Consider the following 13,215-nt stretch of genomic DNA (forward strand, 5'->3'; position numbering starts at 1 on the left):
TACTCTTGTAGCCTTCTTGAAATGGCGAGATAGAGGGGAAAGAGATAACAAGAGAGGATCTTTCGGATTTACATTAGCAAGAAGGGCAACCACTCAAGGCTTGAGTTGGTTGCCCTTCTTGGTATCTATACCTTGACCTCTGAGGGGATGACAGGTTGTCTTTTGGCACAGTGTTTGTATATTCTCCCTATAATTAGATACACTCGAGAGTATTTTCCTCCGAGACAGCTCTTGTACTTCGCAAGGGGCTGAAGCAAATAATGAGAATGAAGTGCATTATGGACTACAATAATATAGAGCAAACAAACCTCCTCAGAGAGATAGATCCATACCAAGAAGACACAAAGCTTGTGGATGGTATTAGTCAAGAAGACTTTGAGGAGTCTCTACCTGATAATAATAACGAGGGTGCAGGCAAATCCTCTTCGGCCTCATCGTCCGAGAGAGAGAGGCACAAAGACCCACAACTGAAGGCCCTATCGACATTTGGTACAGACCTAACAAGGCTGGCACAAATGGGCAAATTAGATCCTATGATTGGGCGAGAGCAGGAAGTGGAGCGGCTTATCCAGATCCTATGCCGCCTCAAGAAAAGCAATCCGGTACTAATCGGAGAGCCAGGGGTGGGCAAGAGTGCTATTGTAGAAGGGTTAGCCCAACGCATTCACGACCGAACAACTCCTCATATCCTACACGACAAGCGCATCATTTCTCTGGATACAGCGCTATTGGTGGCAGGTACTTCGTACAGAGGCCAGTTTGAGGAGCGATTAAAATCCGTCGTAAAGGAGCTCAAAGAGCATCCCGAAATTATCCTGTTCATCGACGAGATCCACACCATAATAGGGGCAGGCTCTACCCAAGGGAGTATGGATATGGCCAATATCCTCAAACCGGCACTCTCCCGAGGAGAGATTCGCTGCATCGGGGCAACTACACTTGCAGAGTATAGCAAGAGCATTGAGAAAGATGGGGCACTAGAGAGACGATTCCAAAAGATTATTGTCAACCCCACCACCCCCGAAGAGACCCTCAACATCCTGAGAAATATCAAAAGTATCTACGAAAAATACCACAGAGTACACTATACGGATGAGGCTCTACAGAGTGCTGTAGAACTTACAGATCGTTATATTTCCGATCGATATTTCCCCGATAAGGCAATAGACGCAATAGACGAAGCCGGGGCTCAAATGCATGCAAATAATAGCGAACCCTCCGAAAAAGCAAAAGAGCTAGAGGAGAGATGCCAATACTATAAGGAACAAAGGATAGCGGCCGTTAAGGCATCCAATTACGAACTTGCCGCCTCTTGGCGCGAAAAGGAGCGCGATATGCTTGCTCGCATGGAGCAGCTCTCTTCCGAAGATGGAGAAAAAGGATCGGAATCGACAATCACTTCAGATCACATTGCTCAGACCGTAGCTCTCATCACAGGCGTCCCTGCAGAGCGTATTGCCAAGGCAGAAACGGAACGACTAAAGGCACTAAAGGATACCCTCAGTAGCATTGTTATCGGACAAGACGAAGCTATTGACAAAGTATCGCGAGCCATCCAACGAAATCGGCTAGGTCTACGCAATGAAAAGCGACCCATCGGGAGTTTCCTATTTTTGGGATCCACCGGGATTGGGAAAACATTCCTTGCAAAGAAACTCGCAGAGCAATTGTTTGGGGATGAGGATGCTCTTATCCGCTTGGACATGAGCGAATACTCCGAGAAGTTTACCACCTCTCGTCTAGTAGGTGCCCCTCCGGGGTATGTAGGTTATGAGGAGGGGGGACAACTAACAGAGAAAGTAAGACGGAAACCCTATTCCGTTGTCCTGCTCGACGAAGTAGAGAAAGCACATCCCGAAGTATTCAACATGCTGCTCCAAGTTTTGGACGAAGGGGCATTAACAGACAGCCTCGGACGTAAGGTAGACTTCAAGAATACCGTAATCATCATGACGGGGAATGTGGGAAGCCGTCGGGTCTCAGAGTTCCGATCTGCATTGGGGTTCCGAGCAGAATCTGAGATGACGCCCGAATCCGCTTCGGAGTACACACAAAACATCATCGATAAGGAACTCAAACGCACTTTTAGTCCGGAGTTCCTCAACCGCCTTGATGCCGTAATTCATTTCTCTCACCTCAGCGAGGAGGCTCTTCTGCGCATCGTCGAAAACGAACTTGCCGTCTTGCAACAACGCGTAGCACGAGAGCATTATAGCTTTGAGATATCCATGGAGGCTAAGCGCTGGCTTGCAAAAAAAGGCTTTGACCCTCTCTATGGAGTACGACCTCTGAAGCGTCTCCTACAAACAGAGATCGAAGACAAATTCACAGATCTGATACTTGATGGTGCAATCTCACAAGGAGACTGTGTAGAGTTCGTATTGGAGGATGGATCTCTAAAAGCTAAAGTACCCTCACGACAGGAGGTACTCGAACCCGTAGAGGTTACTCAATAATCTAGAAAATCAACAAACAATCAGTCGTCAAAATAACATGGCAACAACAGGTCAAATTGGGGTAACAAGTGAGAATATATTCCCCATCATCAAAAAGTTTCTCTATAGTGAGCATGATATCTTTTTAAGAGAATTGGTATCGAATGCCGTAGATGCCACTACCAAACTCACCACTATTGCACGTACCGACAATAGTGTAGGCGAATTGGGAGATCTCTCCGTGCGCGTCGATTTGGATAAGGAAGCCAAGACCATTACCATCACGGATCGGGGAGTAGGTATGACCCAAGACGAAATTGACCGCTACATCAATCAGATTGCCTTTAGTGGGGCTGAGGAGTTTCTGAAGAAGTACGAAGGGAGCGAAGCCGCCATCATTGGGCACTTTGGTCTAGGGTTCTACTCGGCCTTTATGGTAGCACATACCGTAGAGATTGATACGCTTTCCTATAAACCCGGAGCAGAAGCTGTTCATTGGTCTTGTGATGGTTCTCCGGAATATACTTTGACTCCTTCTAGTCGTACCGATCGTGGTACTACCATCACTCTTCACGTAGACGAAGATAGCCTTGCCTTCCTAGAAAAAGAAAAAATAGGAGCTCTACTCGATAAGTATTGCCGCTTCCTTCCCATCCCCATCCTATTTGGTAAAAAGGAAGAATGGAAGGATGGCAAGATGGTACCCACCGATGAGGATAATCAAATCAACGATACCAACCCTCTCTGGGTGCGTACTCCCAACGATCTCAAAGAGGAGGATTATAAAGAATTTTACCGCTCACTCTACCCCACTTCTGACGAACCTCTCTTTTGGATTCACCTAAATGTAGACTACCCTTTCACCCTAAAAGGGGTACTCTTTTTCCCTGATATTAAACCAAATGTAGAGCTACAAAAGAATAGAATTAAGCTGTTCTGCAATCAGGTCTTCGTTACCGACCATGTAGAAGACATCGTACCCGAGTGGCTCACGCTACTCGAAGGGGTAATAGACTCTCCCGATATTCCTCTAAACGTAAGCCGTTCCTATTTGCAAAATGATGCCAATGCTCAAAAGATCGCACGGCACATCAGCAAAAAGGTATCTGATAAGCTGGCAGAATTATTCCAGAACGACCGCAAGGGGTATGAGGAAAAATGGAATTCTATCGGGCTATTCGTGCATTACGGGATGCTCACCGACGATAAAGCATACGAGCGTCTCTTCCCCTCTATGCTCTTCCAAGATTGCGACAACAAATACTTCACCTTCGATGAATATCGCACGCTGATCGAAAGCCAACAAACCGACAAAGACGGGAATCTCTGCATACTCTACACAACGAATAAAGAGGAGCAATTCCTATCTATGCGTGCGGCTACCGACAAGGGCTACAGCGTAATTGTGATGGATGGACCTCTTGCGCTCCCCCTCATGAATATGCTGGAACAGAAGCAAGAGAAGGTACATTTTGCTCGTGTGGATAGCGACACCATAGACCGACTCATCGTAAAAGAGGAGACAAACAACGAGCCTCTCGAGCAGCAAGATGAAGAGCTTATCAATAAGTTATTCACTCAAACGGCTCCGCAAGAAGAGGGACGTACCTTCCACGTACAGGTAACGGCGAAAGAGGCAGCCTCCGCTACAGCCTTACCGGTTGAGCTCATCCAAGGAGAATGGATCAGGCGTATGAAGGACATGAGCAAATTCCAACAAGGGATGGCATTCTACGGCACTTTGCCCGATTCATTTAACCTCGTGGTCAATGCTTCTCATCCTATCGTGCGCTCGCTTCTCACGGAGCTAAAGAGCAGCTCAAAGGACTCTCTCCGGTCTCTCCAAGAGGATTTGAAGAAACTCAACAACGAACGTGCCGAAGTAGTGAAGGAGATCGGAGATAAGAAAGAGGAGGATATCGCTGAGGATCTGCGCACTCGCCGAAGCAATATCACGAAAGAAATCGACGAAAAGAGCGAGCAACTTACCTCTCTTATTAAGTCATTTGCAGAGGGAGCCCCACAGCTTGCTCAACTTTGGGACCTCGCTCTTCTTAGTCGTGGCTTGCTCTCTGGCGAGCGTCTACACGACTTTATGACACGCTCTTATAGCCTAATAAAGCAATAAGGATCAATCGATTAAACACAAAACACTAGAGGTAGCAATACCTAAGCATTACCTCCGGAGGAGAAGGAAATCGAACCTATTTCTTTCCCTCCGGAGATTTTTTTTGGATCGGCTAGCCATACGCAAATAAAGCACTACAAACCTAAGAAAGCTCCATCGGAGCAGTTACAAGGGAGCAAAATTGCCTGAATCACGAAAAGATAGTAACTTTGTAGGCGGTGAAGTTATGCACTAAAATGAGCGTTTGTTTGCGGAAACTCAGTCTCATGTAGGAGCAAATTTACCAAACAGAAATAGAGACAGACGGAGTAAGAAAAGCCTAGTTATATGTCACATCCCAAGAAGAGGAAGTATTCATTTCACACTCGATTTATTGCTATCATAAGTATTGCCATCCCCCTCTTTATCCTAGGTTGGGTTGGTGTTCTTGAGTCAATACAAAAGGGGATGGAGCGCGAAATGCGCGAGGGGCTGACGTTCACCATCAATCTTGATAAGGAGATGGAGGGCGAGAAGGCAGAAGCCTTAAGCCAAGAATTAGCTCAACATAAATATATCAAAGAGGTACGCTACATATCTCCGGCAGAGGCAGCTAAAGAGCTGGAAGAGGAGTTAGGAGAAAATCCGGAACTGGTACTTGGGCACAACCCCCTACTCCCCTCTATCGAATTACACCTCAAAGCTGAATATACAGACCCCGACAGCCTACCTTTGGTTGATGCCTACATAGCATCGATAAATGGAGTGGATCAGCTCTCCTATCGCCTAGACATGTTCTCTACGGTAGACAAGAGGATGACCAAAGTATCCTACCTCCTTTTACTTTTGATAGGGCTTTTACTCCTGATGGCTATTGTACAGGTAAACAATACTACCCACCTCATGATCTACACCAAACGTTTTTTGATTCGTTCTATGACGTTGGTAGGGGCAAAATTTGGTTTTATATGCCGTCCCTTTTTGCTCTATAGCTTGATGAATGGATTGTGGGGGGGCTGTATCGCAGTAGCTCTGCTGCTTGCTTCTCTCTGGGGGGCAGATCGTTACATGCAGCAAGCCACAAGCTACATCTCTAACCTACATTGTGCCGTTGTGATGATTGCTCTTCCCCTTCTCGGGATGCTCCTATCTCTTATCACGGCACTCTTTGCCACCCGCCGTTACATCCGAATGGATGGTGGCCGCATGGTGTTAAGCTAAAGAAGAAATCAACAAAATATAAGGGAGTAGCTTCTCTCATTCGCTCCGCACAACTCCTCGTAAGAGAGAGGGCAAGTTATCCGAAAGAGAAAAGCATCTCCCTAGATATCAATCCATACAATATATGATTTTTGGCAAGAAGAATTACGTGCTGATGCTTGCATCTATAGCACTCGTAGCCATAGGCTTTATCCTAATGATGGGAGGAGGTTCTGAGGATGGCATCAGCTTTAACCCGGCTATATTCTCTGCTCGTCGCATTGTAATAGCACCTGCAGTATGCCTTATAGGGTTTGTACTTATGATCTACGCCATCATGAGGCAAGACAAGAAAAAGGAAGATAAATCCAAAGAAACACCTCGCCAATGACTATTTTAGAGTCTATTGTCCTTGCCATTGTAGAGGGGCTTACAGAGTTTTTACCGATCTCCTCTACGGGGCATATGATCTTCACCCAAGGGCTCCTTGGGATGCAGAGTACCGATTATAGCCGTGCCTTTACGGTTATGATTCAATTCGGAGCCATACTATCCGTAGTTGTTCTCTACTGGCGTAGGTTCTTCGTTCCCGGGGCGCAACAGATGGGCGCAAGCGGAGATAAATCCACTCGTTGGAAAGACTTCTTCCTCTTCTACCTCAAACTCGCTGTGGGATGCCTCCCTGCTGCGGTGCTAGGGTTACTGCTAGAAAAGCAAATCGACGCCCTACTAGGCAGTGTTTGGGTAGTAGCAACGATGCTGCTCCTCGGCGGAGTACTCATGGTGTTTGTAGACCGTATATTCAGTAAATCTCAAGGGGAGAAGATAACCTTTGGGAATGCTCTTTGGATCGGATTTTTCCAATGTATTGCCATGATACCGGGGGTATCTCGCTCTATGGCAACTATCGTAGGAGGGCAGCAACAGGGTCTGAGTCGCAGAACGGCTGCCGAATTTTCTTTCTTCTTGGCCGTCCCCACTATGTTTGGCGCTACCCTACTCAAAGCCTATAAACTCTACAAAGGCTTTGGCTCAGCCATCTTTGCCGAGAACTGGCAAACCCTGCTTATTGGCAATGTAGTGGCCTTCCTTCTCGCTCTTGTAGCTATACGATTCTTCATCAACTTCCTCACACGCTATGGCTTTAAGGTATTCGGATACTATCGTATTGTCGTGGGGATTCTCATCCTCACCCTACTAGCTTGTGGGGTAGAACTTACGATTGATTAAGGAGGACATAGCGCAAAGATGAGCGAAATCGTACTGCATACTCGGACGCAAGATGGAAAACCGATCGCACCCCTTACCCTCAGGATGGGTAGTATCATTGCCGTAGACAAACCCCTCGATTGGACTTCGTTCGATGTGGTAAATCGCTTCCGCATCATGGTGAAGCAAACCGTTGGACTAAAGAAAATCAAGGTAGGGCATACAGGTACATTAGATCCCAAGGCAACCGGATTACTCCTCCTCTGTACAGGGCGGGCAACCAAACAAATAGAGCAACTAATGCTCGACAGAAAAGAGTATGTGGCCACCCTCAAATTTGGGGCTACTACCCCTTCTTTCGATCTTGAGCACCCCGAAGATGCCCATTATCCTTATGAGCATATAACTCAGGGCATGCTGGAGGAGGCTCTTCGGGAGTTCCTTGGCACGACGCTGCAAGTGCCCCCTATATTTTCGGCCGTCTCCGTGGGTGGAAAGCGTGCATACGATCTTGCACGTAAAGGAAAGGATTGCCAACTAGAGGGCAAACCCATTACAATTCACGAGCTAGAAGTAGTAAGTTTCGAGCCACCCTACGCAACCCTACGGATTAGTTGTGGCAAAGGCACTTACATACGCTCTCTCGCTAGAGACCTCGGGGAAAAGCTCCAAAGTGGCGCCTACCTCACCTCTCTACGGCGCACTCAGCTAGGCAGTGTACGAGTAGAGGATAGTCTCACACTGGAAGAGTTGCCCGATTTTCTAGCCCATGCAGAACTAAACGAAGAGGGATTCGACCCCATTGTCCCCCCTACTTCGAAGTAGCATCTGCCCCTAAAACTAAAAGGAGTAGAAAGGCTAATTTCCCCTCTGCTCCCCTTATATTGATAATGATTAAATACTAAGATAGCTATGAAACTTTCTGAGTTCGACTTCGATCTTCCCCAGGAATTAATCGCCTCACATCCGGTAGAGCACCGAGACGAGTCCCGTCTTATGATTTTACATCGCAAAGATGGCTCTATCGAACATGGTATTTTCAAAGACATCCTCAAATACTTCGGAAAGGGTGACACCTTCGTCTTCAACAATACGAAAGTAATACCGGCTCGCCTCTATGGCAAGAAAGAGAAGACCAATGCCAAGATAGAGGTGTTTCTCTTGAGAGAACTCAACCCCCAAATCAAGCTATGGGATGTACTTGTAGACCCCGCTCGTAAGATCCGTATCGGCAACAAACTCTACTTTGGTCCCGATGATGGTCTCATGGCTGAAGTTATCGACAATACAATCAACGGCGGACGTACCCTCCGATTCCTCTACGATGGCTCTCACGAAGAGTTCAAATCGTACCTCTACGCTCTAGGAGAAGCTCCTCTGCCTAAGTACATGGAGCGAGATGCAACCGACGAAGATTTGGAACGCTTCCAAACCATATATGCCAGCGAAGAGGGGGCTGTTATTGCTCCTGCGGCAGGGTTGCACTTTAGTCGCGAGCTACTCAAACGCTTGGAAATTGCGGATTGCCGTCTTGCGTACCTTACCCTACACAATGGGTTGGGCAACTTCGAAAATCAAGACATCGAAGACCTATCTAAGCACAAAAAGAACAACGAACAGATGTTTATCGGGCCCGAATGCTGCGAAATTACTCGCAAAGCCCGTGACGAAGGGAAGCATATTGTGGCAGTGGGTACTTCCGTACTTCGTGCCCTCGAAACCGCCGTAAGCACCGATGGATATGTAAAGGAATTCGATGGCTGGACCAATAAGTACATCTATCCTCCCTACCCTATCGAATTTGTAACATCGCTCATAACCAACTTCCACATGCCGCAATCGCTCCTTCTCATGAACGCAGCTGCTGTGGCAGGGTACCAAAACATTATGAACGCCTACGAAGTGGCAAAGCAAGAGAAGTACCGCTTCGGAGCCTATGGCGATGCCATGCTTATTATTTAAGTAGAAGGGGGATCTTTGATGGAGAAGTCGGCTCCGTTCAGTTTGGTTTACCTATCTCTCGGGAGCAATCAAGGCGAGAGATGGGAGTTGCTATCGCTTGCTATCCGTAAGATAAGAGACGAGATAGGCTCTATTGCATCCATTGCTCGGTACATAGAAACTGAGCCTTGGGGCTTTAGCTCTCCGCACCCTTTTCTCAATACGGCAGTAGCTGTGTACACGCCTCTTACGCCTCTCGAACTGCTCTCTCGGACGCAAGCCATAGAGCAAGCTCTGGGGCGTAGGCACAAGCATCTCCCTCACGAAGCCTACCAAGATCGCCCCATCGATATTGATATTCTCCTGTACAATCAAGAGATCATAGACCAAGGCGATCAGCTCCAAATCCCCCACCCTCAGATGCTCAAACGCCTCTTTGTGCTGGAGCCCTTAGCCTCTATTGCCCCCACACTCGTGCATCCCCTAACGCAGCAACGCATCGATTCGCTTCTCTCCCAAGCCTCATGAATCTAGATCATCTCACCGACGAATCCACCATTTGCGCCCTTGCTTCGGGCCGTGGTGGCGGCATTGCCCTCATCCGTGTATCGGGCAGTCGGGCCCTCCCCTGCCTCCAACAGCTTTTCTCTCCCCATAGAGATAGTTGGACACCCCGCCATGCCTACTACGGAACGATAAGCCGCTCGGGAGAGATCCTAGACGAAGTAGTGGTGACCTATTACCAGGCACCCAACTCCTATACGGGTGAGGACCTCGTGGAAATATCCTGCCACGCCTCCCCCTACATCGTACAAACGCTCCTGCGCTGGCTTGTGGCAGAGGGATGCCGACCGGCACAACCGGGAGAATACACCCTCAGAAGCTACCTCAATGGTCGTCGGGACCTAGCCGAAGCGGAAGCCGTTGCGGATGTGATCGTCGCCGAGAGTGCCGCCCAGCACCGCCTTGCCTTGCAGCAATTAAGGGGGAAGCTAAGTCAAGAATTAGGCTCCCTGCACGACCAATTACTCGAGTTTGCCTCGCTGCTCGAGCTCGAATTGGACTTCAGCGAAGAGGACGTTGAGTTTGCCGATCGCCAGGCCTTGCGCTCTCTTGCCACCGCCATCCAGCAGCGCATCGGACAACTCATTGGCAGTTTTACCCAGGGGAAACACCTCAAAGAGGGCATCCCTATTGCCATTATCGGACAACCCAATACGGGTAAAAGCACACTACTCAACGCCCTACTGGGAGAGGATCGCGCCATTGTAAGCGATATAGAGGGCACCACTCGCGATAGCATCGAAGAGAGACTGGTGATAAAGGGAGTGCTATTCCGCATCATAGATACAGCAGGCCTGCGCCACACCCAAGACCCTATTGAGCAGTTGGGGATCAAGCGAGCGCTACAAAAGGCAGAAGATGCCGCCCTCAGCCTTATCCTCCTGGATGCATTACGTGTACAGAAGGAAGGGGTAAATTCGTCTCTAGAGCAACTCACCTCTCTCGCGCTATCCCCTGGGAATCGCCTCATTCTCCTCAACAAAATAGACCTCCTGACGAGAGAAGAGCAAGATGCGTTAGCCTCAGAGGTTAGCGCAGCATTCCGGCAGATGCCCGTCTTACTATCGGCAAAAGAGGGTCGTGGACTAGAGGAGTTACAAGAGCTACTTCTAGAGAAAAGCGGAATACAAGAGGGCAATACCGAAGAGGAAACGTTGATTACAAACGAACGGCACCTGCACGCCCTAGAGAAGGCAGCAACGCATCTTCGGAACGTGCTGGAGGCTCTGGATGCCAACGTCTCGGCCGACTTTATCACCCTGGATCTCCGTTGCGTGCTCGAGGCGCTCGGCGAAATCACGGGCCACACCATCACCGGAGAGGAGGTGCTCCACTCCATATTCGCTCACTTCTGTATCGGCAAGTAATTTCTGATTACAACCGATAATCAAATATCACCAAATATCGAAAAGGCGTTCATTATGAGCGTCTTTCTTTTTGCTCTTTCTCCTCGTTAGGCATCATTCGAAGCCGTTCTTTCGCTCATTCTTGTACCTTATTTGTACCGCAAGCAGCTCGCCAACCCTCCAGCCACTCGCATATATACCGAGATGCTGGACAAAGTTGAATATGGAATAAGATAGGATAATCATATCGGGCGAAATGAGAATGCAAAACAAGCTCTTTCTTCATCACTCCCCACCTCTGAAACTGAAAGTTTTATCGAAGAATTGGGCGAAGCCATAGAAGACCTTGGAGAGAAGCTATTAGACAGCAATGCGCCTTGCAGATTCCAGTATCAAGTGCAACGGTATGACAAAAGTAATGCACGGACTTCATTCGGAGATTTAAAGTCCAAATTTTTCCTAGGTCTGTTGTTTAGCAGCATCCTGATATTTCGTATTTGTTTGTCATCAATATCTTTGAACGAAGTTCCTTTGGGTATGTATTGTCGAATGAGTTTGTTGAGCAATTCAACATGGGTCTTGTCTGTGGAACAGTAGGGTTTGGCAAAAAAGACGGGAATACGGAGCGCCCTCTCAATGGATCTAAAAGCCATAAATTCCGATCCGTTGTCCGTCGTTATGGAATGCAACAATCCCATCCTCTTGAAGTAAGCCAAACTCCGATTGACGACCCGAGCCAACGACTTGGCATTCTTACCATTAGGCAGCTTTTCAATGATGGCATACCCCGTTTTTCTCTCGGTCAGAGTAAGGATGGCTTCTCGTTGATGAGCCCCGATGATAAGATCCATTTCGAAATCTCCAAAACGCTCTTTACGGTCGATGCAGTCCGGTCTCTCGTCTATACTTTTACGCCGTCCCCAGTTCCCTTTTTGGGGAGTGGCTAAAGGCTTGTGGCGGTATTTTAGATGATGCCTCGTATGGCGATAGAGGTCCCCACCGCTCTCCTTGTCCTTATGGAGAAAGGTGTATAAGGTGGTTTTGCCCACAATGGGAATTCCCTCCAAGCGAAAGCGTCCTACAATTTGTTCGGGCGACCATTGTTGCTGCCGGATAATTTGTTCGACATCATGCCGCATCTTCGGGGTGAATTTGCGTGGATAATAACGCCATTCCTTGCGTTCCGAGGCATATGTCTGAGCCTGCCAACAGGAATATCTTCCGCGAGGGGTTTGATTCCTACGGATCTCTCTAGAGACAGTACTAGTGGCCACCCCAATGGTGTCTGCAATGAAAGAATAGGACTTACCTTGCTTTTGAGAAGTCGATCAATTGTGTATCTTTGCTCTCGGCTCAAATGGTTGTATTTTTTCATAACAACGCAAATATAAACTTTTGAGTTCAACCACCCTGGGGCTAGCCCCAGGGTGGTTTTTGTTTATCTAAGCGTTGCACTTACAACTGGGAAATACATCTTTTAAAGTCTAATACTACCTTTCAACAATTAATAAGGGTACTAAAGAGAGGAGATTGAGTATAGATAATTATATTCTCTCTCATATCTTTCTCTTCTGATAAAGTCTTTTGATGAAGGGGATGGCAAACGAGAAAGATCCATATTGTGTCGTAGGTCATTCAGCTTAACGGCTCTCGCCAGTGGATGCTCTCCAATAGCTCGAATATAAGAGTCTCTATCAGGGGAATTGTGATGATTGAGCAAGTGTAATGCAGAGGAGAACTCCAACCTATCTTCTTTACTTAATCTCTGTTGAGCCTCCTTTTCAAGTAAAGAAAGAACCTCTTCGACTGTATTAGGAGTATCTTCACTGGCGTCATGAAGATAACCTACCACTTGTTCTTGCCACGTTTTTCCCATAGAGGCGACCATACAAAGATGTCCCTCAAAATAGTCCACTCCTGCTTTATCGACTTGATCTTTATGCAAACGTTTAGCTAACGTTGCAGATGATTTTATCCAAATGTTATTATCCATAGATCAGCTTTTCTTGGAGGCGCGACGACGATTGATGAGAGAAAGGTTTTGGAGACGCCGCCCCAGTTCATCGTCTTTAGCAAGGAGGAGGATGTCACCTTCGAGTTGCAGAGTATAAAGTACTCGCAAGTAGATCCCGATAGACACAGTAGGAGCCCCTTTCTCAATACCTGAAACGGTCAAATGTGAACAAGTGGCACGCTCAGCAATCTGTGCCACACTAAGATTACGACGTAGTCGAGCAAACTTGATTTGCTCTCCCACAATCTGCATCTTCTGCTCTAATTTTCGAGGCAACTTAGTCCCCATTGTATTCTTTGCCATATCTTCAATACATCATATAATACGTGAATATATGCTTTTAATCTCACTATTATGATTGTTGGAAGAAAAATAAATATGTCGAGTATTTTCCTTGCA

At 47.4% G+C, this 13,215-nt stretch carries 11 protein-coding genes and 1 pseudogene; 9 read left to right on the forward strand and 3 right to left on the reverse strand.

What is annotated here, in order from left to right:
• Window positions 1-266 precede the first annotated feature (266 nt).
• The 9 genes from ACTTHR_RS05180 (at window position 267) to mnmE (ending at window position 10,823) form a co-directional block, all read left to right on the forward strand.
• Window positions 267-2,456: an ATP-dependent Clp protease ATP-binding subunit gene (locus tag ACTTHR_RS05180; protein WP_442605430.1), complete on the forward strand. Its 2,190-nt coding sequence runs from the start codon at window positions 267-269 to the stop codon at window positions 2,454-2,456.
• 37 nt (window positions 2,457-2,493) lie between these two features.
• On the forward strand, window positions 2,494-4,563 hold the full coding sequence (htpG, locus tag ACTTHR_RS05185) for a molecular chaperone HtpG (RefSeq protein WP_442605431.1): 2,070 nt from the start codon (window positions 2,494-2,496) through the stop codon (window positions 4,561-4,563).
• Window positions 4,564-4,890: 327 nt separating this feature from the next.
• Window positions 4,891-5,763 carry a cell division protein FtsX gene (locus ACTTHR_RS05190; protein ID WP_276774293.1) on the forward strand — a complete coding sequence of 291 codons (873 nt, stop codon included), beginning with the start codon at window positions 4,891-4,893 and terminating at the stop codon, window positions 5,761-5,763.
• Window positions 5,764-5,887: 124 nt separating this feature from the next.
• Entirely contained in the window at window positions 5,888-6,133 is a 246-nt protein-coding gene (locus ACTTHR_RS05195) for a DUF3098 domain-containing protein (protein ID WP_442605432.1), read from the forward strand.
• On the forward strand, window positions 6,130-6,972 hold the full coding sequence (locus tag ACTTHR_RS05200; protein WP_276774290.1) for an undecaprenyl-diphosphate phosphatase: 843 nt from the start codon (window positions 6,130-6,132) through the stop codon (window positions 6,970-6,972). The genes ACTTHR_RS05195 and ACTTHR_RS05200 overlap by 4 nt, the downstream gene beginning before the upstream one ends.
• A gap of 18 nt (window positions 6,973-6,990) precedes the next feature.
• Entirely contained in the window at window positions 6,991-7,776 is a 786-nt protein-coding gene (gene truB / locus ACTTHR_RS05205) for a tRNA pseudouridine(55) synthase TruB (protein ID WP_442605433.1), read from the forward strand.
• Window positions 7,777-7,863: 87 nt separating this feature from the next.
• Entirely contained in the window at window positions 7,864-8,913 is a 1,050-nt protein-coding gene (gene queA / locus ACTTHR_RS05210) for a tRNA preQ1(34) S-adenosylmethionine ribosyltransferase-isomerase QueA (RefSeq protein WP_304285122.1), read from the forward strand.
• An 18-nt stretch (window positions 8,914-8,931) separates the two neighbouring features.
• Window positions 8,932-9,420 carry a 2-amino-4-hydroxy-6-hydroxymethyldihydropteridine diphosphokinase gene (gene folK / locus ACTTHR_RS05215; protein ID WP_442605434.1) on the forward strand — a complete coding sequence of 163 codons (489 nt, stop codon included), beginning with the start codon at window positions 8,932-8,934 and terminating at the stop codon, window positions 9,418-9,420.
• Entirely contained in the window at window positions 9,417-10,823 is a 1,407-nt protein-coding gene (mnmE, locus tag ACTTHR_RS05220; protein WP_442605435.1) for a tRNA uridine-5-carboxymethylaminomethyl(34) synthesis GTPase MnmE, read from the forward strand. Before folK ends, mnmE begins: the two co-directional genes overlap by 4 nt.
• Before the next feature lie 371 nt (window positions 10,824-11,194).
• Here mnmE and ACTTHR_RS05225 read toward each other — a convergent pair.
• From ACTTHR_RS05225 to ACTTHR_RS05235, 3 genes and pseudogenes are all read right to left on the reverse strand, one after another.
• Window positions 11,195-12,177, reverse strand: a pseudogene (locus ACTTHR_RS05225) (IS30 family transposase).
• A gap of 141 nt (window positions 12,178-12,318) precedes the next feature.
• Window positions 12,319-12,795 (reverse strand): phosphohydrolase, encoded by a 477-nt coding sequence (locus ACTTHR_RS05230; RefSeq protein WP_442605436.1) that lies wholly within the window; start codon window positions 12,793-12,795, stop codon window positions 12,319-12,321.
• A 3-nt stretch (window positions 12,796-12,798) separates the two neighbouring features.
• Window positions 12,799-13,119, reverse strand: coding sequence for a helix-turn-helix domain-containing protein (locus ACTTHR_RS05235; protein ID WP_442605437.1), 321 nt, complete (start codon window positions 13,117-13,119; stop codon window positions 12,799-12,801).
• Window positions 13,120-13,215: the final 96 nt, after the last annotated feature.

The sequence above is a fragment of the Porphyromonas endodontalis genome, from assembly GCF_052173515.1.
Taxonomy (GTDB): Bacteria; Bacteroidota; Bacteroidia; order Bacteroidales; family Porphyromonadaceae; genus Porphyromonas; species Porphyromonas endodontalis_A.